21 protein-coding genes, 1 tRNA gene and 1 pseudogene are annotated in these 20,573 nt (G+C 54.2%); 18 read left to right on the forward strand and 5 right to left on the reverse strand.

Features of this window, described 5'->3' with window-relative positions; genetic code table 11:
• Nucleotides 1–26 precede the first annotated feature (26 nt).
• From aspS to ACZ5GQ_RS01160, 5 genes are all read left to right on the forward strand, one after another.
• On the forward strand, nucleotides 27–1,355 hold the full coding sequence (gene aspS / locus ACZ5GQ_RS01140; RefSeq protein ID WP_498856833.1) for an aspartate--tRNA ligase: 1,329 nt from the start codon (nucleotides 27–29) through the stop codon (nucleotides 1,353–1,355).
• Complete coding sequence (locus ACZ5GQ_RS01145; RefSeq protein ID WP_498856834.1) at nucleotides 1,355–1,930, forward strand: DUF429 domain-containing protein; 576 nt, start codon at nucleotides 1,355–1,357, stop codon at nucleotides 1,928–1,930. The genes aspS and ACZ5GQ_RS01145 overlap by 1 nt, the downstream gene beginning before the upstream one ends.
• Before the next feature lie 94 nt (nucleotides 1,931–2,024).
• Nucleotides 2,025–3,086, forward strand: coding sequence for a phosphoesterase (locus ACZ5GQ_RS01150; RefSeq protein ID WP_498856835.1), 1,062 nt, complete (start codon nucleotides 2,025–2,027; stop codon nucleotides 3,084–3,086).
• An 84-nt stretch (nucleotides 3,087–3,170) separates the two neighbouring features.
• Nucleotides 3,171–3,524, forward strand: coding sequence for a transcription factor S (locus tag ACZ5GQ_RS01155; RefSeq protein WP_498856836.1), 354 nt, complete (start codon nucleotides 3,171–3,173; stop codon nucleotides 3,522–3,524).
• Between the two features lie 87 nt (nucleotides 3,525–3,611).
• Complete coding sequence (locus ACZ5GQ_RS01160) at nucleotides 3,612–4,757, forward strand: glycosyltransferase family 2 protein (RefSeq protein ID WP_498856837.1); 1,146 nt, start codon at nucleotides 3,612–3,614, stop codon at nucleotides 4,755–4,757.
• Here ACZ5GQ_RS01160 and ACZ5GQ_RS01165 read toward each other — a convergent pair.
• Nucleotides 4,754–5,113, reverse strand: coding sequence for a hypothetical protein (locus tag ACZ5GQ_RS01165; protein WP_498856838.1), 360 nt, complete (start codon nucleotides 5,111–5,113; stop codon nucleotides 4,754–4,756). The genes ACZ5GQ_RS01160 and ACZ5GQ_RS01165 overlap by 4 nt on opposite strands.
• A gap of 139 nt (nucleotides 5,114–5,252) precedes the next feature.
• Between ACZ5GQ_RS01165 and ACZ5GQ_RS01170 the strand changes: the two genes are divergently transcribed.
• From ACZ5GQ_RS01170 to ACZ5GQ_RS01185, 4 genes are all read left to right on the forward strand, one after another.
• Entirely contained in the window at nucleotides 5,253–6,137 is an 885-nt protein-coding gene (locus ACZ5GQ_RS01170) for a DUF655 domain-containing protein (RefSeq protein ID WP_498856839.1), read from the forward strand.
• The gene (rsmA, locus tag ACZ5GQ_RS01175) at nucleotides 6,134–6,886 is read left to right on the forward strand and encodes a class I SAM-dependent methyltransferase (RefSeq protein ID WP_498856840.1); all 753 of its coding nucleotides are present in this window, start codon (nucleotides 6,134–6,136) and stop codon (nucleotides 6,884–6,886) included. Before ACZ5GQ_RS01170 ends, rsmA begins: the two co-directional genes overlap by 4 nt.
• Nucleotides 6,859–7,488 carry a class I SAM-dependent methyltransferase gene (locus ACZ5GQ_RS01180; protein ID WP_498856841.1) on the forward strand — a complete coding sequence of 210 codons (630 nt, stop codon included), beginning with the start codon at nucleotides 6,859–6,861 and terminating at the stop codon, nucleotides 7,486–7,488. Before rsmA ends, ACZ5GQ_RS01180 begins: the two co-directional genes overlap by 28 nt.
• A gap of 72 nt (nucleotides 7,489–7,560) precedes the next feature.
• Nucleotides 7,561–7,884, forward strand: a complete 324-nt coding sequence (locus ACZ5GQ_RS01185) for a hypothetical protein (protein ID WP_498856842.1) — start codon at nucleotides 7,561–7,563, stop codon at nucleotides 7,882–7,884.
• Here ACZ5GQ_RS01185 and ACZ5GQ_RS01190 read toward each other — a convergent pair.
• Nucleotides 7,879–8,256, reverse strand: a complete 378-nt coding sequence (locus tag ACZ5GQ_RS01190) for a hypothetical protein (protein ID WP_498856843.1) — start codon at nucleotides 8,254–8,256, stop codon at nucleotides 7,879–7,881. The two genes, ACZ5GQ_RS01185 and ACZ5GQ_RS01190, sit on opposite strands and share 6 nt — an antisense overlap.
• A 33-nt stretch (nucleotides 8,257–8,289) precedes the next feature.
• Nucleotides 8,290–8,559: a hypothetical protein gene (locus ACZ5GQ_RS01195; protein WP_498856844.1), complete on the reverse strand. Its 270-nt coding sequence runs from the start codon at nucleotides 8,557–8,559 to the stop codon at nucleotides 8,290–8,292.
• Nucleotides 8,560–8,871: 312 nt separating this feature from the next.
• Between ACZ5GQ_RS01195 and hxlB the strand changes: the two genes are divergently transcribed.
• The gene (gene hxlB / locus ACZ5GQ_RS01200) at nucleotides 8,872–9,453 is read left to right on the forward strand and encodes a 6-phospho-3-hexuloisomerase (protein ID WP_498857333.1); all 582 of its coding nucleotides are present in this window, start codon (nucleotides 8,872–8,874) and stop codon (nucleotides 9,451–9,453) included.
• Between the two features lie 3 nt (nucleotides 9,454–9,456).
• Complete coding sequence (locus ACZ5GQ_RS01205; RefSeq protein WP_498857334.1) at nucleotides 9,457–10,194, forward strand: RNA methyltransferase; 738 nt, start codon at nucleotides 9,457–9,459, stop codon at nucleotides 10,192–10,194.
• Here ACZ5GQ_RS01205 and ACZ5GQ_RS01210 read toward each other — a convergent pair.
• Both ACZ5GQ_RS01210 and ACZ5GQ_RS01215 read right to left on the reverse strand, forming a co-directional pair.
• Complete coding sequence (locus tag ACZ5GQ_RS01210) at nucleotides 10,191–11,996, reverse strand: ATP-binding cassette domain-containing protein (RefSeq protein ID WP_498856845.1); 1,806 nt, start codon at nucleotides 11,994–11,996, stop codon at nucleotides 10,191–10,193. The two genes, ACZ5GQ_RS01205 and ACZ5GQ_RS01210, sit on opposite strands and share 4 nt — an antisense overlap.
• Nucleotides 11,997–12,028: 32 nt before the next feature.
• The gene (locus tag ACZ5GQ_RS01215) at nucleotides 12,029–12,715 is read right to left on the reverse strand and encodes an MBL fold metallo-hydrolase (protein WP_498856846.1); all 687 of its coding nucleotides are present in this window, start codon (nucleotides 12,713–12,715) and stop codon (nucleotides 12,029–12,031) included.
• A gap of 102 nt (nucleotides 12,716–12,817) precedes the next feature.
• Between ACZ5GQ_RS01215 and map the strand changes: the two genes are divergently transcribed.
• The 7 genes and pseudogenes from map (at nucleotide 12,818) to ACZ5GQ_RS01250 (ending at nucleotide 20,457) form a co-directional block, all read left to right on the forward strand.
• Nucleotides 12,818–13,729, forward strand: a complete 912-nt coding sequence (gene map, locus ACZ5GQ_RS01220) for a M24 family metallopeptidase (protein ID WP_498856847.1) — start codon at nucleotides 12,818–12,820, stop codon at nucleotides 13,727–13,729.
• A gap of 59 nt (nucleotides 13,730–13,788) precedes the next feature.
• On the forward strand, nucleotides 13,789–14,901 hold the full coding sequence (locus tag ACZ5GQ_RS01225) for a DUF1512 domain-containing protein (protein ID WP_498856848.1): 1,113 nt from the start codon (nucleotides 13,789–13,791) through the stop codon (nucleotides 14,899–14,901).
• On the forward strand, nucleotides 14,901–15,185 hold the full coding sequence (locus ACZ5GQ_RS01230) for a hypothetical protein (protein WP_498856849.1): 285 nt from the start codon (nucleotides 14,901–14,903) through the stop codon (nucleotides 15,183–15,185). The genes ACZ5GQ_RS01225 and ACZ5GQ_RS01230 overlap by 1 nt, the downstream gene beginning before the upstream one ends.
• Before the next feature lie 45 nt (nucleotides 15,186–15,230).
• Complete coding sequence (locus tag ACZ5GQ_RS01235) at nucleotides 15,231–15,521, forward strand: hypothetical protein (protein WP_498856850.1); 291 nt, start codon at nucleotides 15,231–15,233, stop codon at nucleotides 15,519–15,521.
• Between the two features lie 144 nt (nucleotides 15,522–15,665).
• Nucleotides 15,666–17,340, forward strand: a pseudogene (gene thsA / locus ACZ5GQ_RS01240) (thermosome subunit alpha).
• 121 nt (nucleotides 17,341–17,461) lie between these two features.
• Nucleotides 17,462–20,335: a DEAD/DEAH box helicase gene (locus tag ACZ5GQ_RS01245; protein ID WP_498856851.1), complete on the forward strand. Its 2,874-nt coding sequence runs from the start codon at nucleotides 17,462–17,464 to the stop codon at nucleotides 20,333–20,335.
• A gap of 47 nt (nucleotides 20,336–20,382) precedes the next feature.
• Nucleotides 20,383–20,457, forward strand: a tRNA-Glu gene (locus tag ACZ5GQ_RS01250).
• Nucleotides 20,458–20,573 lie beyond the last annotated feature (116 nt).

Here is a 20,573-nt window from a genome sequence, read left to right on the forward strand (position 1 = left end):
CACCGGCCTGCGTCACGGGAGCCGGCGTGCTAAAGGACAGCTTCATCTCCCAGATATATGACAGGGCTGGCAGCCTGCTAGGCCAGAAAATTAAGGTGTGCGGCTGGGTCGACAACATAAGGGACCTGGGCGGCGTCAGGTTCGTGCTGCTCAGGGACAGAAGCGGCATCCTCCAGGTAGTCATAAAGAAGGGGGTGACTCCCGAGGCTGTCATAGAGGCTTCCAGGGAGCTCGTCAAGGAGACGGTGGCCTGTTTTGAGGGCACGCTCGTTGAAAGCAAGAGCAAGCTGAAGTACGAGCTGCAGGCCACGGACGTTCAGGTGTTTTCAAAGCCCGTGGAGCCCATACCCCTTGAGCCGGCCACGAGCACTGAAGCCCAACTCAACGTTAGGCTTGACTACAGGTGGCTTGACGTCAGGAACCTTAAGGTGTCGGCCATCTTCCAGTTCGAGTCGTGGGTTGCCAACAAGTTCAGGGAGTTCTTCAGGCAGAACGGCTTCGTAGAGATTTTCACGCCTAAGATAGTGGCCGCCGGCACAGAGGGCGGGGCCGAGGTCTTTCCAGTGATCTACTTTGGCAGGGAGGCCTACCTGGCCCAGAGCCCTCAGTTCTACAAGCAGATGGCTGTCATAGCTGGCCTTGAGAGGGTCTTCGAGGTGGGCCCCGTCTTCAGGGCTGAGGCCCACCACACGGTGAAGCACCTGACGGAGTTCCACGGGCTTGACATTGAAATGGGCTTCATAGAGGGGCCCGAGGACGTAATGAACATGCTTGAGTCCTTCTTCAGGTACCTTGCGAAGGAGGCCGAAACCGATGACTCAATTAAGAACGTCCGCAACTACTTTGACCTAAGGCTCAGGGTGCCATCTAAGGTGCCCCGTATAACCATAAGGGAGGCGTACGAGGTCCTCAGGGAGAGGTACAACCACCAGCTACCCTACATGGAGGACCTTGACCCCCAGGCGGAGCGCGAGCTCGGCGACTATGCCCTCAAGGAGTACGACAGCGACTTCATCTTCGTGACCGAGTACCCGTGGAAGGTCAGGCCGTTCTACACAATGAGAAAGCCCCAGGAGCCCGAGTGGACGCTGGGCTTCGACCTACTCTTCAGGGGCCTCGAGATAGCCACTGGCAGCCAGAGGGAGCACAGGTATGACCAGCTGCTTGCAAACCTCAGGGACAAAGGCCTAAACCCTGAGAGGTTCCAGTTCTACCTGAACTTCTTCAAGTACGGGGCGCCTCCACACGGCGGCGCAGGCCTTGGGCTGGAGAGGATAGTTAAGCAGTTCCTCAACCTTGAGAACGTGAGGGAGGCCAGGCTGCTCCCAAGGGACCCAGAGAGGCTAACCCCCTGATGCCCTCCTTTGTTGGTATAGACCTCGCCGCTAGTCCTGGAAGGGTAACGGGACTAGCAGCCATAAGGGGCCGGGCAGTCTTTACTAAAAGCGCGCACACCGACGAGGAGATCGTAAGCTTTGTAATAGCAGAATCCCCTAGGGTTGTAGCCATAGACTCGCCGCTCAGCCTTGGCAGGGGGCCCTTCAGGGACTTCGAGCTGGCAGCCATTTCTAAAGGCTTTAAGCTGCTTCCATTAACTATGCGCTCTATGAAGTCCCTCGCCGTCAGGGGCGTAAGAATAGCTCGCGCCTTATCTAGCCTTGGTATTAAAGTCGTAGAGACCCACCCTGCAAGCGCAATTAAGTCAAGCGGCTGCGCCGACATATACGACATTATAAGGAGCCTTAACCTTGAGGTGGCAGCAGGATCCATGTCTAACAGGCACGAGGCGGACGCCGCTGTGGCGGCCCTTGTCGCCATGTGTTACTCAGCTCAGACATACTATAGCTTCAAAGGGCTTGAGGGGGAGCTGGTGCTGCTGCCTGAGGGGCTCTGCAGAGGTGCGTGCGCAGCGGTGATGTCTAAGCCTTAGCCTCCTTAAAGGGATAACAATTAAAAACGCTTTTCATTGCTGGACACGTAAAGTGAGCTGGAGCTCCGCCGGAGCAGGAGGTTTTAGAGCCGCGATGAGCGACCAATGCCCTAAGATACTAATAGTTGGCGACTGGGACGCAGACGGGATCATTGCATCAGCTGAGATAGTTTATGCCAGCGAGGTTGCAAAGGCCTTTCCTGTAAAGGGTAATAAGTGTCCGGCAGAGCTCCGGCCTGCAAGCCCAAGGACTATATCTGAGGCCTTCAAGGGTGGCTGCTGGGACTACACCATACTACTTGACATACCTTTCACTCAGGAGGTGGAGGCCTCCTTAGACCAGCTTATAGCCGGCGGTTGCAAGCCTAAGATTTACTACTTTGATCACCACAAGATAACCATAGAGAAGAGCACCTACATAGAGAGCAAGTACTCAGCCGTTACATTCATAGGGCTCTCGCCCACCTCAGTGCTAGTCAAAGTCTTCCTGGAGTCGCTCGGAGTCAAGCTAACCCCAAGGCTTAAGGACCTGGTGTCCAGCGCGGCGGTGCTCGAGGGGGGCGGTTGGCTGAGCAGGAATAACAGGAACGCCACCGAAGGTATGGTTAAGCTGGCTGCCTCCATATCTAAGGTGATAAACCAGTCCAAGGATCCTGAGCTCTGGAGGAAGTACGTGCGGTGGGCCTCAAGCGTGCTGCCCTTCGACGTCTCGGTGATTCCGTCAGCTAAAGACTATGAGAGCCTGGTGTCAAAGGGTCTTGAGATCTCCGAGAGGAGCGACAAGGAGATAAAGGAGGTGGCCACAGGACTTGCGATGACAGCTAAAGCCGTGGGCTTCCTGAAACTGGTTGACGCCAGGGGCAAGTGGAACAAGAGCGGGGCCTCAGCATTGGCTTCAGCTATTTATAAGATCACCAAGAGCACGGTGGCCCTTCTAGTCTCGAAGGGCGATGACACAGAGCTACTGATAATAAGAAGCGGCCACGGAGAGGCCATGAAGATAGCTGAGGAGCTCTTCAAAGAGGGCGTGATAGAGGATCTAGGAGGCCATGAAAACATAGCCTCCGGGAGAGTAAAGAAGGGCATTAGCGACAAGGAGCTGGAGGACGCTATCAGAAGGGCCTCGCTAAAGGCCTTTAGGTTCGGCGGCCAGTAGCTGCCAAGAGCGGTGTTAACCTATTTAACTTGTAATTTACACCGTTGCTAGAGGCTAATGGGGTAGGGAGCTATGGCGCAACAGATGAAGTTCTGCCCAAGGTGCGGCACACTGATGAGGCCAAAGTCTGTCAACGGCAAGCTAATGTTCGTTTGCCCTAAGTGCGGCTATGAAGAGGAGGTTCCCAGCAGGGCGCGCGTAACCACCCAGCTCAGCTTCACAGAGAGGGTTGCCCACACGCCTAAGGAGAGAATAATAGTAGTTGACGCCAACGCGCCGCCGCCCACAGCGCAGGTACTTAAGGGCAGCGTCAGGTGCCCCAGGTGCGGCAACGACGAGGTGCTGGCATGGATGATGCAGACCAGGGCCGCGGACGAGCCGCCTACTAGGTTCTACAGGTGCACCAAGTGTGGCTATACGTGGCGTGAATACGCCTAAGCCTTACATAGCGCCGCCCAGCAGCTGTTTAGGTTAATATATTTCACCCCCTTAACATCTTCTACAGGTGTCTTCGCCACGGACACTGTGCAGGAATTAGTCTCATCGCTTCAGATCCCTCAGTCCGAGCCCTACGTCAAGTACGCAATTGTAGTTGACTGGGGGATGCTAAGCGTTTACCTTATAGTGCTTCTCATAGCCCTCACGGCCTACTCCACTAAGAGGAGCCCAACAAAGGCCAATAACGTGGCTCTGGTTATACCCTCTGTGGCTGACGAGAAGGTCAGGGACTCGCTCATAATGTCCTTGAACCACAACAGGTTCCTGAACATTCCTATATATGTGGTTATTGACGAGGGAGCGCCTTTAGAAAGCTACCTGAAGAGCTTAAGCTGGATCAACGTGGTCGTCGTGCCTAAGGACTACAGAAGGGATTTGTTTGGAAAGGGAAGAGCCCTGAGGTACTTTGTGGAGAACTATGTAAGGCCTGACACATGGTACGTCTTCCTTGATGACGATAACCTAGTCCTTGACGACAGCTTTCTCTACGAGATACCCTATTATGAGAGAAGGGGCTTCGTGGCCTTCAACCCCGTCCTCATGCCTCGCAGGGGAAGGTCGTACCTGACGTTTATAATGGACTTCACGAGATTCCTTGACGACATCTCCTTCTTCAGGCTCTTCACGGGACTTGTGAAGAGGCCTTATGTGGGTCTCCACGGCGAACTGCTGGGGGTAAAGGGCTCTTTCCTGCTAAGGAGCAACGCGTTCAACGAGCCCAGCAGGGTAGAGGACTACATGTTTGCCGCCGAAGTCCTGAGGCTCGGAGGCCTCACTTGGCAGAGCAGAACTAGGGTAAGCATACTTAGTCCCAACTCAGTGAAGGACTTCATCAGGCAGAGGAGTAGGTGGCACGCAGGAATACTTGAGAGCTGGAGGAAGGTTCCAAACTCCATGAAGTTGATGACATTCATTAAGTCATTCTTAAGGACCGTGGGCATAGTTGGCCTCTGGATCCTTGTGCCCTTGACTCACTCACTCATTCTGCTTCTGCTGGCGGCGCCTACCAGCGCTGCCTACTGGTTCGTGTACATCTACGGAGTCAGAAGGGCCGGCAAGTTTAGGTACCTTCTGGCGGTGCCGGCCTTCTGGATACTTGAAGGTCTTGGATTTATGTATGGCATCTTAAAGCTTAAGAGCAGGGACTTCGTAGTAATAGATAAGTCTATCTAAGCCTTGACCTGGGGCTGGAGGAGCTCCACGGCCTCCCTAAGGCTCTTCTCCCGGGCGGAGGGGTCCGTCTCTCCACATGCCTCCACTATTTTGGCCAATATCTTGTATATCCTTATTATTTCATCAGAGTGAATGTTGACCGTGGACTCCAAGCTCTTGTAGTTTGCGTTCAGAGAGTCTACGAGAAGCTCGAGGACTGAGACCACGTCCTCTACGTCCTCCTCATGGTGGTGATGGTGCTCCTCCTCAAACTCTGAGTGCTCCCTGGCCTCAACTTCTTCAGAGATCCTTTCTAGGTCCTCACGCTTCTTTGGAAGCTCCATCCTCTTCCTTCCTCTGCTGCCTTCCTCGCTCATGTAAGTTCCCTGGGAGACGTGCCTCAGAGGCTTAAAGTGTGTTACCGAGAGGTCAGGGCGTAGGCATCTTAGCTCGGAGTAGACGTTTTATAGCAATATAAAGGCTTCGCAGCCAGAGGATATCTAGGTAGGTAACATAATGGCAGCGCCGAGGGGGCCCCCAAGGAGAGCAGAGCAACAGGCTGAGGTATCTCAAATAGAGCAGAAAGCTGTAATCTTGGATTACATGGAGGCTGGCTACTACCTGGACCCACACAGGTGGCACAGGGAGAAGCCGGTAGCTCAGGCGATCGGCGAGAGCAGGTTTACGCTGCTTGACGGCATCCCACTTCAGCCAGTGGAGCCCCTAGAGGAGGTCGCAGTGACTAAGGAAGTTCTTGAGACCGTTGAGGAGCCCCTTGACCCAGTTGGAAGGCACACAAGAAAGGTCAGCATACCAATGGCCTGCATCAGCGCCGGCGACTCCAAGAGAATTTGCCTGCCAACTGCAAAGGTTGAGCAAAGGCTGCTTGACCTTCTCAAAGTAATGGCTGGCGACGAGCTTGAAATAGTTAACTCCCTCGTCGAGTTCTCCAAGGTTCTTACTAACATGGGGCTGCCCCCTAAGGCCATAGCTGCCCCAAGGACCCCGCTAACCTACGAAAGCCTGACTGAGATAGCCAAGAGGAACCTGAGGGAGGCCATAAAGTACATAATAAAGGCCAACGAAAAGGTTTTCATAGACTTCTTCAACAAGGCCGAGCCCATAAACATAAGGCTCCACTCCATAGAGCTCCTCAGGGGGGTAGGCAAGAAGACCCTGATGGCCATTCTGGACGCCAGGGCCAAGAAGCCCTTTGAGTCCTTTGACGAGATACGCAAGCTAATAAAGGATGACCCCGTCGAGGTCCTCACAGACAAGGTGCTTGAGGAGTTGGAGGGCCGCTCTAAGTATAACCTGTTCGTGATGCCCTCTACAAGCGGGGTGCCCTTCCTAGATTACCTCTCAGTCCTCGGAGGGGCTCGCAGAGAGGGCCGTAAATGAGGTATCCAAGGGACCTTGGCCAGAGGTTCCTAGTAAATGAGTACGGAGTAAACCTCTTCCTCGAAGGCCTTAGAGGCTTCGAAGGACTTGATATACTGGAAGTGGGCCCCGGCGAGGGCCAGCTGACCATACCAATAGCTAAGGTTGCCAGGAGGGTTCTGGCGGTGGAGTTTGACCAGAAGCTGGCAACCAAGCTCTCAGCGAAGGCCCCCTATAATGTCTCGGTAATAGTTGGGGATGGAGCTAGGCACGTGTCAATAACAAGGTCGCCAATATTGGTCTCTAACACCCCATTTTACCTTAGCAGCTCCATAATAGTCAACGCTGCCAGGAACAATAACCTGGAGCTCATGGTCCTTGGACTGCAGCTCGAAGTAGCTAAGAGAATCACGGCACCCCCTGGGAGCGAGCTGTATGGCAGGCTATCAGTGATATCCCAGGCCTACTTCAGGACGCGAATCATAGGGGTTATGCCGTCGTCGTGGTTTAGGCCAAGGCCTAAGGTTGACGCCGCCGTGGTACAGATGGTAAGGGTAAGGAGGTGGGACTCTACAGGTGATGCTTTAGAGAGGGTTACCAGGTGCCTCTTTTCATACAGGAACAAGCTGGTGACGAAAGCGGTCTCTCGCTGCCTGGGCAACATGCCGGAGAGCCTCAAAGGTCTCCCCCCAGGAGCTAGGGTCAGGGACCTTACTCCGGAGCAGCTGGCTGGTGTCGCTAAATGGCTGAGCTTAGGTGGACCGACGTAATTACGACGGCTGGAAGGCTTAGGGTGGCCCTGTCTAAGTGCGTCTATGAGCCCAGCGATGACTCGTTGCTAGCGATAGACGCTATGGTGAAACTTAAGGACATGGGAAGAACATATGAGACGGTGCTTGACCTCGGCACGGGCTCTGGCATACTGGCCCTAGCCTCCCTAATCCTCTTTCATCCCAGCAGGCTTGCAGCCATCGACATATCTCCGTACGCTGTCAGGTGCGCCAGGACAACGCTAGGTTTTGACGCTGCAGTTATACAGTGCAACGGGGCTAAGTGCCTCAGCGGCGAGCGGAGCTGGGACCTAGTAATACTTAATCCTCCATACCTGCCCTCAAGCGATAATCCTCGGGACGAGTGCGAGTCCTGGGAGTCCCTGGCTTGGAGCGAGGGCTCAAACCACGAAAGGCTATGTAAGGACGCCGCCAGGGTTGGCAATGAGGTGCTCATAGTAAGGTCATCGCTATCCTCGTTTAATATAGACGATTGTCTTAGGGGCGAGGGGCTTCACATGAGCGCTTCCTTGGCCAGTCAAAGGTTCTTTATGGAGGAGCTCCGCGTTGAGCTATGGAGTCGGTTCAACGTTAAAAAATAAGGGTATCTGGTCCCTTTCGACAGGGGTAAGATAATATTAGCGAAAGCCTGCTAACCTGTAGGGCCTTACACTATGCAGAGCGTGTACTCCGAAGCTCAGAGTACCGAGACCATATCACTTGATGACATAAATATCTCAAAGATTATAACCATAAGTGCCAAGATATCGCTGCCCGAGGCCATAGCAATAAATGCCATAGCTGAGATATGCCACGTCAGCAAGAGCTCGTTAGTAAGGGCTGCAATTGCAAGGTTCATAAGGGACCTATACTCTGCAGTCCCTGAGGCTTTTGCTAGTTTAGACAGGAGCTTTGAGATATCGGCTGTCGTCGCAGATGAACAAGTTTCCAAGTGCCTAGAGAAGCTTTCCAAGGGGAGCTCAGGTAAGAGCTCATGATGAAAGGGTTTCGCAAAGATCCCTAACTATGGCCTGGAAGACTTCGTTAACCTTCCTTGCTCCGCACTCTTTCGCGCACAGATTCTTTTCCACGGGGTCGCTCTTGGCACCGCATTCCTCGTAGGAGCAAACCTTCTCAAGCCTCTGCCTGTCTATATAGATGACCATCAGGTTGCCTAGGTCGCTAACCTGAAGAAGCCCCCCTGCGCCGCTCACGCTTATTATCTTTAAGAGGGACTGGTAGTCGTCTAGCTTCTTGTCTATAACAAAGGCCCTTGGCCCAGATGAGAGGGACTTAAGGAGCCTCTCAACTAGCTGAGACTCAGGATTGGAACTCCCTTTACAGAACCCCTCGGCCTCAGTGGGGGACAAGTCTCTTCACTCCCTCAGCGGTAATACCTTACATCACCGGCCCGAGCTCTGCCTTACAATAAACTTACTCCACTGCCTGAGGTATAAGTTCATTACCATGACTTCTCTCCTGGCGGCGTCTGGTTCAAGGCATCCAGTCTTTATGGTTCTTCCATCTATGGTCTCTGCAACTATTCTTTGGTACCCCTTAGGCTTACCGCAATCCTCAACGCTAAAGCTCTTCAGGAGGCCATTCATGGCAAGGCCTTCAACCTCTATGAGGCCCCTTGGAGGCTCTGGCTGCTCTTCCTTGCCTTTCTTCAAGGGCGTCCCCATAGTTGAGGCTAGGGCAACCCTTAAAAATAGGCATCATAAGCGGTGTGCCCCGCCTAACCGTTTGTCCATCATCTTCATCTCCCCCATGGGATCTCAGGCAACGTGAGACCGGCGGGGCCACGTAAACTATAAAGATTCAAGGGTGAAAACGCTTCCTCTAAGGCTAAGGATTTGGCCCCCTTTACCTGATAGTGGGGCGACGAGCCTGCGACTTAACGTCTTCATGAAAAACTTAAAGTTAGGACTACTCTTGTTTTGAGAGGGCTACATTTGAGCTCCGAGCACCCTGCAATAAAGGCCATGAAGGAGATCTCAGAGTTCGCTATTAGAGCCGCTGAAGTAATAGATGTTAACGAGGTCGACAAAATGGTTGACGTGCTGACTGACGTCTACCGCAGGAAAGGCAAGGCTTTAGTGATGGGCGCCGGTCGCAGCGGCCTCGTGGGCAAAGCCTTCGCTATGAGGCTCCTTCACCTCGGCTTTAACTCATACGTGCTCGGCGAGACCATAGTGCCCAGCATATCTAAGGGCGACGTAGCCATAGCAATCTCGGGCTCCGGCAGGACGGGTCTGATAGTTGACGCCGCAGATGCTGCCAAGAAGGTTGGTGCTTATGTAATAGCGATAACCACCTTCCCGGAGAGCCCCTTAGGCAGCATAGCTGACCTCGTCGTCAGGATACCTGGAAGGTCTAAGATAAGCAAAATGGACGACTACTTTGCAAGGCAGATACTTGGACTTCACGAGCCCTTGGCACCTCTGGGCACCCTGTTTGAGGACACGGCCATGCTGTTCCTGGACGGCGTCGTCTACTACCTTATGATAAAGCTTAACGTGAGTGAGGACGAGATGAGGAGCAGACACGCAAACGTTGAGTTCTAAGTGATGGCCTTGAGGCTCAGGCTGGTGGCTGTAGGCATTGAGGGGCCCGTAAACCTGGGCTACATATTCAGGCTCTCCGTTAACTTCGACGTAGACGAACTTTACCTGGTGTCGCCGACGGCCAGCGTCGCTGAGTCCCTCAGGTGGGCCGCCAAAGCTTCTGACATGGCATGGAAGGCGACTATTGTGGGAAGCCTTGAGGAGGCCCTGAAAGGCGTCGAGCTTAGCGTGTGCACCTCTGACGAAAGCTCTGCCAGGGACCTATTGAGATCGCCTATCACGCCCGAGCAGGCGGCAGAGCTAATGAACGCCAGAAGGGGAACCGTAGCCCTGGTCGTAGGAAGGGAGAGCGTTGGCCTTACCAGGGATGAGCTGGCCAAGTGCGACCTCCTATGTACCATACCCTCATCGCCTAAGTACACAGCGCTGAACGTCTCAAATGCCACTGCCATACTCCTTTATGAAATTTACAAGGCCAGGAGGGGGGCGCCAGAGTACGAGCCCCCAACTAGGAAGACCATTGCCTTAGCTGAGGCCTACGCGAGGTCGCTGGCGCTGACGGTGGGCAACAGTGAGGATGACTCGGGCCTCTCCGTTAGGAAGCTGCTCTCAAAGTCCACGGCGGCTGAGGCGAGGCACCTCTTAAACCTGCTCAGCAAGGCCTGTTCTTCGCTGGGCTGTAGGGACATGGCTAGGAGAAAGATTGAGGAGCTCTGCGGTGGCCCATGCGACGAGGCCTAAACTTCGAAGTAGATCTTCTTAGCCTTCTGAAGCCTATCCAAGTAGGAGCCCTCCTTGTTTATCCTTGGCCTGCCGCTCTCCTTCTCCTGCCTCATAGTTATGCCAAGCTGCGAGAGCAGCTCGTTCATGCTGTTCCTCAGAGGCGCTGGCGAGGAAGCCACTCCATGAACTCCTGGAGTGCCGCTGAAAACCATGGCCCTGTTGCTTATCATGGCTATCATCATTATGTCATGCTCTGCCACGAAGGCTGCAGCCTTCCTAGTCTCCGTGAGCCTCCTTATTATTTTGCCCACAGCGAGCCTCTCCTCCACATCAAGGTGCGCCGAGGGCTCATCAAGCAGGTAGAGGTCAGCCTCCCTGCTCAGTGACATGGCTATGGCCAGCTTCTGCATCTCGCCTCCGCTCAGCTCCCTCGCCTCCCTGTCAAAGAGCCTATGGAGGCCGAGCTTCTCAGTGAGCTCAATGTAGAGCCAGGTGCCGCTAGTAACGGCCTCAGGGTTGACGCTCCTGAGGACGTCCGCCACGGTCATGCCCTCGGGGAAGAAGTCAGGCCCTATGTACTGGGGCTTATAGCTGACCTTGAGCTCCCTGTAGGAGAAGGGAACCCCCTCATCGGCTTTGAGCTCGCCCGTCAGGTACCTTATAAAGGTCGTCTTACCTATGCCGTTAGGCCCGGTCACTGCTATAACTTCCCCTCCGTTGATGTAGCCTGGCATCACGTCGAGCGTGAAGTCTCCAAGCCTTATCCTGGCCTGGGTCCACTCAAGGTACTTGTACTCCGTCTCCTGCTGGGCGGTCTGGACGGACCTGCTGAACACTATTGGTGTGCTCCTTATCCTCATGTTCTCTGACTGGAGGTAGCCGTCGAGGAACGCGTTTATGCCTACCCTAACCCCATAGGGCTGCGAGACTATGCCGTAGACCCCAGGCTCACCGTAGAGTATGTGAACGTTGTCACTTAAGTAGTCCAACATTGCAAGGTCGTGCTCCACCACTAGGAAGTACTTGCCCGGCTTCACCTCAGACCTTATTAGCCTTGAGACTCTCACCCTCTCCCTTATGTCAAGGTAGCTGCTGGGCTCGTCAAACATATAAACGTTCGCGTCCTTACTCAGCGTGGCAACTATGACCATCCTCTGGAGCTCGCCGCCGCTCAGGTTCCTCACGTCCCTGTCCCATACGGCGTCCAGGCCCACCTCCTGGGCCAGGTCCCTGGCGACCCCTCTCTCGTCCGCGCACTTAAGGAGCTCCCCTACTGTTCCCTTTAGGTACCTGGGCACGAGGTCTATGTACTGAACCTTATGGGCTACCCTGAGCTTCCCGTCATAAAGCTTCTGAAGGTACGTCTGAAGCTCGCTGCCCCTGAAATGCCTTAGAACCTCCTCAGCCGGCACCTCCTTAACGTCGGTCCTGCCTAGGTTAGGCCTCAGCTCGCCGGCAAGTATCTTCAGGGCCGTAGTCTTGCCAACGCCGTTCTTGCCCAGGAGCCCTATTATTTGTCCATCCTTAGGTATCGGCAGCCTGAAGAGCTTGAAGCCGTTAATGCCGTACCTGTGGACTGCCTCCTCGCTGAGCTCCTCGGGAAGGTTAACTATGGCTATGGCGTCAAAGGGGCATGCCTTGACGCAGAGGCCGCAGCCTATGCAGACGTCCTCATGAATTATCGGCTTTGCCCTGGCCTTAGTGTCAGCCTCTATGGCTACGTCCTTTTTACTTTTGTTTATGGGGCACACCGAAATACACTGGTAACTGCATCGCTTCGGCTTGCACTCGTCGCTGTCTATTACGGCTATCCTTGTCATAAGTGACCCTTAGCTAAAGTGGGACTGGAACCTTAAAACTTAAACTCAAACCTTTCTCCTGGCCTTAGAATTACAACCTTGGTTGGCAGCCCCCTTGACGTTACCATCCTTGCGAACTCCTGAGGGTCGCCATAGAGCACCGGGAACGTGCCGTAGTGCATCGGTATGGCCACCTTAGGCTTTATCAGCTCCACGGCTTTGGCCGCCTCGTTGTGATCCATTGTAAAGTGGCCGCCTATGGGCAGCATTGCAATGTCTGGCCTATAGAGCTCGCCAATGAGGCTCATCTCTGCCATGATGCCAGTGTCCCCGGCGTGATAAAGGGTTCCTTCATCTGTTATTATTACTGCACCAGTGGCCGAGCCGTGAGTGCTAGTGTGGTTAGCGGGCACCAAGGCGACCTTTATGCCTCCCTCCAACACCATAGGGCCGCCCATGTTACCTCCGATTGCCCTTGACTCATCGCCGACCTTCTCAGCGACAAAGTTAGCTATCTCATAGGTACTGACGACTTTAGCCTTAGGGTTATTCTTCATAATCTCAAAAGTGTCGCCCAGATGGTCATCGTGATCGTGCGTCAGAACTATGTAGTCCACGCCCGTTATGTCCCCTGGCTTCACGGGCGAGATGGGGTTGGTAAGCCATGGATCTATGAGTATCTTCTTTCCTGAAACGTCTACCTCAAACGCAGAGTGTCCATAATAGACTAGGTACCCCATGCCTGGTCCCTCGGCGCTGTTAGGGATTAGAGGATAAAAGCAAATACCTATGTGTCTCCACTTATAGCCTTTCCGGGAATTCCGTAGCGCGAGGGTTAGCCTTTGATAAGCCAGGAGGAGATATCTAAGATCCTAGAGGCTGGCCGCATAGGCGCTGAGGCCAGGGAGCTTGGAGCCTCCCTGGTGAAGCCTGGCGCCAGCGCGAGGGAAATCTGCGACGAGGTGGAGTCGCTTATCATCAAGAGGGGGGCAAGGCCTGCGTTTCCCTGCAACTTCTCTGTGAACGAGGTCGCGGCACACTATTCGCCTGGCATAGATGATGACGTCAGGGTCCCTGATAAAGCTGTCGTAAAGGTTGACGTGGGGGCCTCGGTCGACGGATACCTCTCTGACACGGCTGCAACGGTAGCCATAGGCAGCGACTCCTTCCAGCAGCTAGCCCTCGCGGCCAAGGGCGCCCTCGACAAGGTGGCTGAAGTTATGAAGCCTGACATAAGGGTTTACGACATAGGTAAAACTATAGAGAACGTCATAAAGTCCATGGGCTTTAAGCCGGTGAGGAACCTGACGGGCCATACTATAGAGAGATACACGCTTCACGCCGGCCTCTCAATCCCAAACTATGCTGAGAGGTCGCTGTTCTACCACAGGCTGAGGCCTGGGACCCAGGTCGCGGTAGAGCCCTTTGCCACCAGTGGCAGGGGCCTTGTCGTTGATGGGCCAAAAGCATACATATACTCTGCCACCGGCAACAGGCCCCAGAGGATTTCGGAGGGCGCAAGGCAGCTCCTGGAGTATATACTTTCCCATTACAGCACCCTGCCCTTTGCCAAGAGGTGGCTCTACCCAGAGTGGAAGCGTGAGGAAATAGAGGCTGGACTTGCGGAGCTCGTTAGGGCGAGGGCACTGATAGAGTACCCAGTGCTCATAGAGGCCTCCAGGGCCCCAGTGTCGCAGTTCGAGCACACCTTCGTAATAACGCACGATGGTGTGATAGTTGCCACGAAGCTATAGCCTTAGTTGCTACAGCTTAAAAGCTTCTGCGGTTTTCCGCTAAACGGAGAGAAAAGAAGATGACCTCAAGCGCATTAGCCACTTGGATAACCGTAGGCGTCAACATACTGTGGATAGCGCTCCTGTTCCTATGGCTAACTGGCCTGGGCAACTGGATCCAGGTCTACTGGTACAGAGCTGACATAAGGTCGAAGCTTAACCTGCTGGGAGGCCTTGCGGACGACGCTAAGAAGACGACCCTAGACTTCATGAACAAGAATAACGCCAAGGACGCTGCTTCCCTGCTTGACAGGCTAACGGACTTCTTTACAATAGACCCCGTGTCCGTTGAGCCCACAGATATAATAAGCAGGATGAGGCACCTGCTTAACCTCAGGGACATGAGGTTCAAGGACTCGTTCATAGAGGCCATGCCCAACTCAGACGACGTGACCAGGAGCATAGCCTCTACTGCGGCCGAGATCACTTCTGCGTTAAACTTCATCTATAAGTACGTGAGGCACCTCCTGCTCTTCAGCGAGAAGACGAAGAACTGGTACCTGATACTTCAACTGGAGATATTCATGCCTCAGATAGTGCAGCTAGCGCAGACCTACAGGAAGGCTCTGGATGACTTCCTGACAAAGGTCCCCGTGGGCGACGGCGCTGGCCCTATGGTAGCCCTGAGGCTCGCAGGGCCTGACGCCAAGTGGAGGGAGGTCACAGAGGACACCGTAGTTACAGAAACTAACTTTGAGGGACGTAACCTTATACTTGTTAAGGCGAAGGGGCCTGCCTCCACTGTAGGAAGGCCTGGTGAGGCTGCAGAGAAGGTAATAAGGGAGGCCATTGCCCAGGGCAGGAAAGTTTCGCTTATGATAACTGTTGACGCCGCCTTGAAGTTCGAGGGGGAGAACACGGGCGACGTTGCTGAGGGCGTCGGAGCCGCTATAGGAGATCCGGGCCCGGAGAAGATAAGGTTTGAGAGGGTTGCCACGGAATATAACATACCGCTGAGGGCTGTTATAGTTAAGATGGGCATGGATGAGGCCATACTAGCAATGAATCAGGACATATACAACGGTGTTGAGAAGGCCGTAGAGAGAGTCAAACAGATTATCAGGGGCGAGAGCAAGGAGGGGGACACCGTCGTAGTAATAGGAGTTGGCAACACTGTAGGGGTGGGCCAGTGATGAACATCTTACAATATTACATGCTGATGTTCCTCATAGTGCTGCTGGCGGCAACCACGGCAATGACCATAAAGCAGATGAATGACATAAAGAAGCTGCAGGAGCTCAAGAAGAGGCCTAAAATAGTAACCGTGGAGCAGTGCGGAGGGTCCACAAGCACGAGAGACTTCAGGGAAGGGGACTACGTGGGCCTCGTCACGGGCTCCTGCTCTGACGGGACGCCTAGAAGGATTGTGGGGATATATGCTATTAAGGAGGAAAGCAAGAAGCGGGGAGGTCTATAGCCGCCCGGCGCTCGCATAATAAGGCCTTCGATAGTATAAAGCCAGGTGGGAGTTGGCGTGCGTGACACACTATCATGGGAGGTCTGCGACATCTGTGAGAGGAGGGTGCCTACAAGGCTGTGCCGCGTTGACGGCAGGGTGCTCAGGGTCTGCGACGAGTGCCTCATTACCCTTCAGGGACTTCTCTCGTGCGGCTCTGTGGGAAGTACCACGGCGACTCGTAAGCCTAGAGAGCTAAACGTCAATGAGGAGCTCCTGAGCTCACTCAAGGAGTCCCACGGCAGGGAGGAGAGGAAGTACACGAGAAGGAGAACCTACCGCTCCAGGGAGTCTTAAGGGTGCCTTTAAATCAACAAAAGGCCTCCTCGGACTATTATAACTCATATAACTCTCACATAGCTTAGCCAAAACTCTGCGAGAGAAAAACTTTTATAGAAGTAATCCCACGATAGCTTATTGAGAGCTACACGGTGGTGAATTATGGCGGCAGCTCAAGGGATACCCGTGCTGATACTCAAGGAAGGAACTCAGAGGTCTTATGGCAGGGAAGCTATGAGGAACAACATATTGGCTGCCCAAGTCCTGGCCGAAATGCTTAAGACGAGCCTTGGACCTCGCGGCCTCGATAAGATGCTAATAGACTCGTTTGGAGACGTCACTGTAACAAACGACGGCGCTACAATAGTTAAGGAGATGGAGGTTCAGCACCCAGCTGCCAAGCTCCTTGTTGAGATAGCTAAGGCCCAGGACGCCGAGGTGGGCGACGGCACCACTAGCGTCGTAGTACTTGCTGGCGCACTGCTGGAGAAGGCTGAAGCCCTCCTCGAGCAGAACATACACCCATCAATCATAATTGACGGCTACACTAAGGCCATGAACAAGGCCCTTGAGATCCTGGACAAGATAGCTGTGCCCGTCGACGTTAATAACGACGAGAACCTCAGGAAGATAGCCTATACTACGATAGGCAGCAAGTACGCGGGCCAGGGACCTGAGAGGGACAAGATGGTCGACCTGGCAGTTAACGCCATAAAGATAGTTGCCGAGCCCAAGCCCGAGGGCGGCTTCAACGTAGACCTCGACAACGTTAAGATAGAGAAGAAGAAGGGAGAGAGCCTAATGGACTCCGTGCTCGTCAGAGGCATAGTACTCGACAAGGAGGTAGTGCACCCAGGCATGCCAAGGAGGGTTGAGCACGCCAAGATAGCTGTGCTTGACGCCCCGCTCGAGATACAGAAGCCTGATATAACTACAAAGATAAGGGTGAGCGACGTCGATCAGCTTGACTCGTTCCTGGATGAGGAGACCAAGATACTTAAGGACATGGTAGACCAGATAGCTGCCACCGGCGCCAACGTCGTGATAACCCAGAAGGGCATCGATGACGTGGCCCAGCACTTCCTGGCCAAGAAGGGAATACTTGCCGTGAGGAGGGCGAAGAGGAGCGACATAGAGAAGCTGGCCAAGGCCACCGGCGCCAAGATAGTCACCAGCGTCAGGGACCTCAAGCCTGAGAGCCTGGGCTACGCCGACCTGGTCGAGGAGAGGAAGGTCGGCAACGACAAGATGGTATTCATCAGAGGGCGCCAAGAACCCGAGGAGCGTGACCATACTGCTCCGCGGAGCTAATGACATGCTGCTCGACGAGGCCGAGAGGAACCTCAACGATGTGCTCCACGCCCTGAGGAACATAATGAGGGAGCCGAAGATAGTTGGCGGCGGAGGAGCTCCTGAGATTGAGATCGCCATGCAGCTCAGGGACTATGCCGCCACCATAGGAGGCAAGGAGCAGCTTGCCATAGAGGCCTTCGCAGACGCCCTTGAGACCATACCTAGCGTGCTGGCCGAGAGCGCTGGCATGGACCCGCTCGACACTGTGATGCAGCTCAGGTCCCTGCACAGCAAGAAGCTAACGTTCGCTGGCGTTGACGTGCTGAACAGCAAGGTAGCTGAAAACATGCTAGACATAAACGTCTATGAGCCGCTGTTAGTCAAGAAGCAGGTGATAAAGGGAGCCTCAGAGGCCGCCATAGCTCTGCTCAAGATAGACGACCTCATAGCTGCGGCGCCGCCGAAGGAGGAGAAGAAGAAGGAGGGCGAGGAGGGCTCCTCAAGCTCCTCTAGCAGTGGAAGCAGCTCAAGCCCCTCGTCATAAACAATGCAGCTCTAAACGGGCTTCCCCTTTCCTTCTTTTATAACTAGTAATCTCTTCTCATTTCTATAAAACCCTCTCCCTTAATAGCCTTCCCATCCCCACGTACTGTGGATGAAGCCCGTTGGGAAGCGCTATCGACATGCTTAACCCCAGGCTGAGGGCAGCGATAGCGTCCCTCGGATACAGGAGCCTCCTTCCTATACAGGAGAAGGCCATACCAGTGATATTGACAGGTACTAACACCTTAGTGGTCTCCCCAACGGGCAGTGGTAAGACCGAGGCCGCCGTCTTCCCGGTCGTATCCATGATGCTAGACCGCTTCACGCCGGGCGATGGAACTGTTAAGGCCATCTACATAACTCCCCTTAGGGCACTTAATAGAGACGTAACGCTTAGGATCTCCAGGATTGTAGAGTCCGTTGGTTTCGCTATATCGCTTCGCCATGGAGACTCGACAACTACCATAAGGAGAAGGTTCTTACAGAGCCCCCCTGACTTCATGGTGACCACGCCTGAGAGCCTCAATCTGCTCTTAACTGTAGCCAAGGGCAGAGACATCTGGTCATCCGTGTCCTTCGTCATAGTTGATGAGGTTCAGGAGATGCTTGACAACAAGAGGGGGGCTGAGCTCTCCGTAGTGCTAGAAAGGCTGGAGGAGGCTTCCAGGAACAGGATCCAGAGAGTAGGTCTCTCCGCAACTCTCTCTGAGAGATCTAAGAAGGAGGCCGCGGCGCTCCTGGCCTTCAACAGACCCATCGACATAGTTGAGGACAAGGGGGAGAGGAAATACGTGATTGACGTGAATGTAGTCAAGGGTCAGGACGAGTTCCAGGAGGCAGCCAAGAGAATAGCCGAGATCAGCAAGAGGGAGAGAGGCTCAGTACTGGTATTCACAAACACCAGGTCCGTAGCTGAGAAGTTGGCGTCGCTCATAGGGGGAGTCATAGGCACTGATAACATAGCAGTACACCACGGAAGCCTCTCCAGGAGCGTGAGGGAGACCGCCGAGGCCAGGTTCAGGGAGGGCAAGGTAAAGCTCATGGTTGCCACCTCGAGCATGGAGCTGGGCATAGACATTGGATCCGTTAACCACGTGATTCAGTTCATGTCGCCAAGGGAGGTAATAGCGATGACCCAGAGGGCAGGTAGGTCAGGCCACGTCTTTGGGGGGACGAGCCGGGCCACGATAGTAACTTTTGACAACGTCTTTGAGGTCCTTGAGTCAGCCTCAATAGCTAGGAGAACTGAGAAAGGGGAGCTTGAGGACCTCAGCTTTCCGCGCAACCCACTTGACGTGCTTGCTCACCAGATGACCGCCATGCTGGTAGAGGGGTCCGCAGATAACATTAAGAGAGTTTATGAGATCGCTACGAGGGCTGCGCCTCTAGCTCGCGTGACCCTTGAGGACGTCAAAAAAGTGGCCGAGCACCTAGACTCTGTGAAGGTGATCAAGTTTGACCCTGAGACAGGGGAGATCAAGAGGTCAAGAAGGACCTTTAAGTACCTTTACGAGGTCTCGATGATACCTGACGAAATAAACTTTAAGGTCTACGACATATCATCCACGAACCTTGTTGGCGAAGTTAGTGAGAGGTTCGTGGAAGTTGCAATGCTAACCAGCGGGAGCACTAAGTTTAGATTCACCTTAGCTGGGAAGGTGTGGGAGGTCGTTAACATAGATTATGACGGTGAGAGGATAGACGCTAAGCCTGTCGGCGAGGCAGAGGGCGCAATACCCATATGGGAGGGGGAGCTCATACCCGTCAGTTCAAAGGTTGCCCGAGAGGTCTGCGGCGTGCTTAGCTTCTCCATGATGGAGCCTGAGAGAGGCCTTGAGCTGCTAAAGTCAAAAGGTATTGATGAGGAGGATGCTAACAGGATCGTGAAGGTGGCTGAGGAGAGCCGCAGGACGTGGGGTACCACGTTAACGTACAGCGAGCCCGTGGTCGAGGAGTCCAAGGGCGTAAGCGTCCTCTACGCGTGCCTTGGCAGCAAGGGAAACCTTATGCTTGCGCTTCTCATATCAAAGGCCCTAGAGAGCAGGATGAAGGTTTGGTTCGACTATATACCTTACGCCATAGTGTTCTCATCACCGGCCGGAGTGCCTGCAGAGGCGATAAAGGAGGCCCTTGAGAGGCTTAAGTCGCTTGACTACGCTGAGCTCGTGGCCATGAGCTACGATGCGGTGAGGTCAACCCCCCTTTACATAGCCAGGTTCCTGCAGGTAGCTAAGAAGTTAGGCGTGATAGACCCCGATGCCAGAATTTCGCTAGAGCAGGGCAGGAAGGCCATGGAAGCCTACAGGGGCTCCATAGTTGACGAGGAGACCCTGAAGGAGATAGCCTTCGACAAGTTGGACCCCTCAGCCGTCTACGACTTTCTCTCAAATCTCAAGGAGGTTCACGTAGTTAGCTCTCCCACGCCATCACCGCTCTTCAAGGAGGTCACAAACAACCCTTACCTTAGAAGGGAGCTGGCTACTAACATGAAGGAAATAGCGATTGACTACATAGCTGAGGGCCTTAGAAGGGCGGCGCTTTCAAAGGAGGCGCTGTTCGTATGCACCGCCTGCGGCAACACCTGGAGGGCAAGGGCCTCCGACGTAGGAGATGCTATGAGGTGTCCAAGGTGCGGCGCCATGATGATAGCCCCACTGCCGGCCACTGAGTGGGGCGAGGAGGCCGCCGCGAAGTACGCCGCCTGGAGGAGAGGGTCCCTCAAGAAGCCTAACAATGATGAAAAGAAGTTAATAAAGGAGGTCCAGGAGAGGGCGTTACTTTATATAAGCTACGCGTCCCAGGGCCTGGGCAGGTATGTCGTTGAGGCCCTTATGACCTCCGGTGTGGGCCCCAGGGCTGCGAAGAGGGTCATGCAGGAGTACTTCAAGGGGGGAGAGCAGGCCTTCTATAAGGCGCTGCTCAAGGCCAAGGAGGAGTACCTTGTCTACAAGAAGTTCATAGACAACAACGCCGAGAGCAAGAGGAGGCAGCCTTAAGGCCGCGGCTAATTTTAAATATCCCAGGTCCCATATGCTACCAAGGTGCCGCGGTAGTATAGCCCGGCCCAGTATGCAGGCCTCTCGAGCCTGTGACCCGGGTTCAAATCCCGGCCGCGGCACCTTTTCGCCGTTGGCTTATGAAGTCTTACTACTTCTTCCTTCATGCTATTATAGCGCGGTTGCGGAAGCTCAGTCCTTTTATTTTCAGCTGTAACACTGCTTTGAGCGGCCAGTT

This window comes from Caldococcus noboribetus, assembly GCF_055389385.1.

Bases quoted from the DNA above. Each gene is read 5' to 3' on its own strand.
- ACZ5GQ_RS01145 (WP_498856834.1), top strand. From the start codon at position 1,355: ATGCCCTCCTTTGTTGGTATAGACCTCGCCGCTAGTCCTGGAAGGGTA.
- ACZ5GQ_RS01150 (WP_498856835.1), top strand. From the start codon at position 2,025: ATGAGCGACCAATGCCCTAAGATACTAATAGTTGGCGACTGGGACGCA.
- ACZ5GQ_RS01155 (WP_498856836.1), top strand. From the start codon at position 3,171: ATGAAGTTCTGCCCAAGGTGCGGCACACTGATGAGGCCAAAGTCTGTC.
- ACZ5GQ_RS01165 (WP_498856838.1), bottom strand. From the start codon at position 5,113: ATGAGCGAGGAAGGCAGCAGAGGAAGGAAGAGGATGGAGCTTCCAAAG.
- ACZ5GQ_RS01170 (WP_498856839.1), top strand. From the start codon at position 5,253: ATGGCAGCGCCGAGGGGGCCCCCAAGGAGAGCAGAGCAACAGGCTGAG.
- rsmA (WP_498856840.1), top strand. From the start codon at position 6,134: ATGAGGTATCCAAGGGACCTTGGCCAGAGGTTCCTAGTAAATGAGTAC.
- ACZ5GQ_RS01180 (WP_498856841.1), top strand. From the start codon at position 6,859: ATGGCTGAGCTTAGGTGGACCGACGTAATTACGACGGCTGGAAGGCTT.
- ACZ5GQ_RS01185 (WP_498856842.1), top strand. From the start codon at position 7,561: ATGCAGAGCGTGTACTCCGAAGCTCAGAGTACCGAGACCATATCACTT.
- hxlB (WP_498857333.1), top strand. From the start codon at position 8,872: ATGAAGGAGATCTCAGAGTTCGCTATTAGAGCCGCTGAAGTAATAGAT.
- ACZ5GQ_RS01205 (WP_498857334.1), top strand. From the start codon at position 9,457: ATGGCCTTGAGGCTCAGGCTGGTGGCTGTAGGCATTGAGGGGCCCGTA.
- ACZ5GQ_RS01210 (WP_498856845.1), bottom strand. From the start codon at position 11,996: ATGACAAGGATAGCCGTAATAGACAGCGACGAGTGCAAGCCGAAGCGA.
- ACZ5GQ_RS01215 (WP_498856846.1), bottom strand. From the start codon at position 12,715: ATGGGGTACCTAGTCTATTATGGACACTCTGCGTTTGAGGTAGACGTT.
- ACZ5GQ_RS01225 (WP_498856848.1), top strand. From the start codon at position 13,789: ATGACCTCAAGCGCATTAGCCACTTGGATAACCGTAGGCGTCAACATA.
- ACZ5GQ_RS01230 (WP_498856849.1), top strand. From the start codon at position 14,901: ATGAACATCTTACAATATTACATGCTGATGTTCCTCATAGTGCTGCTG.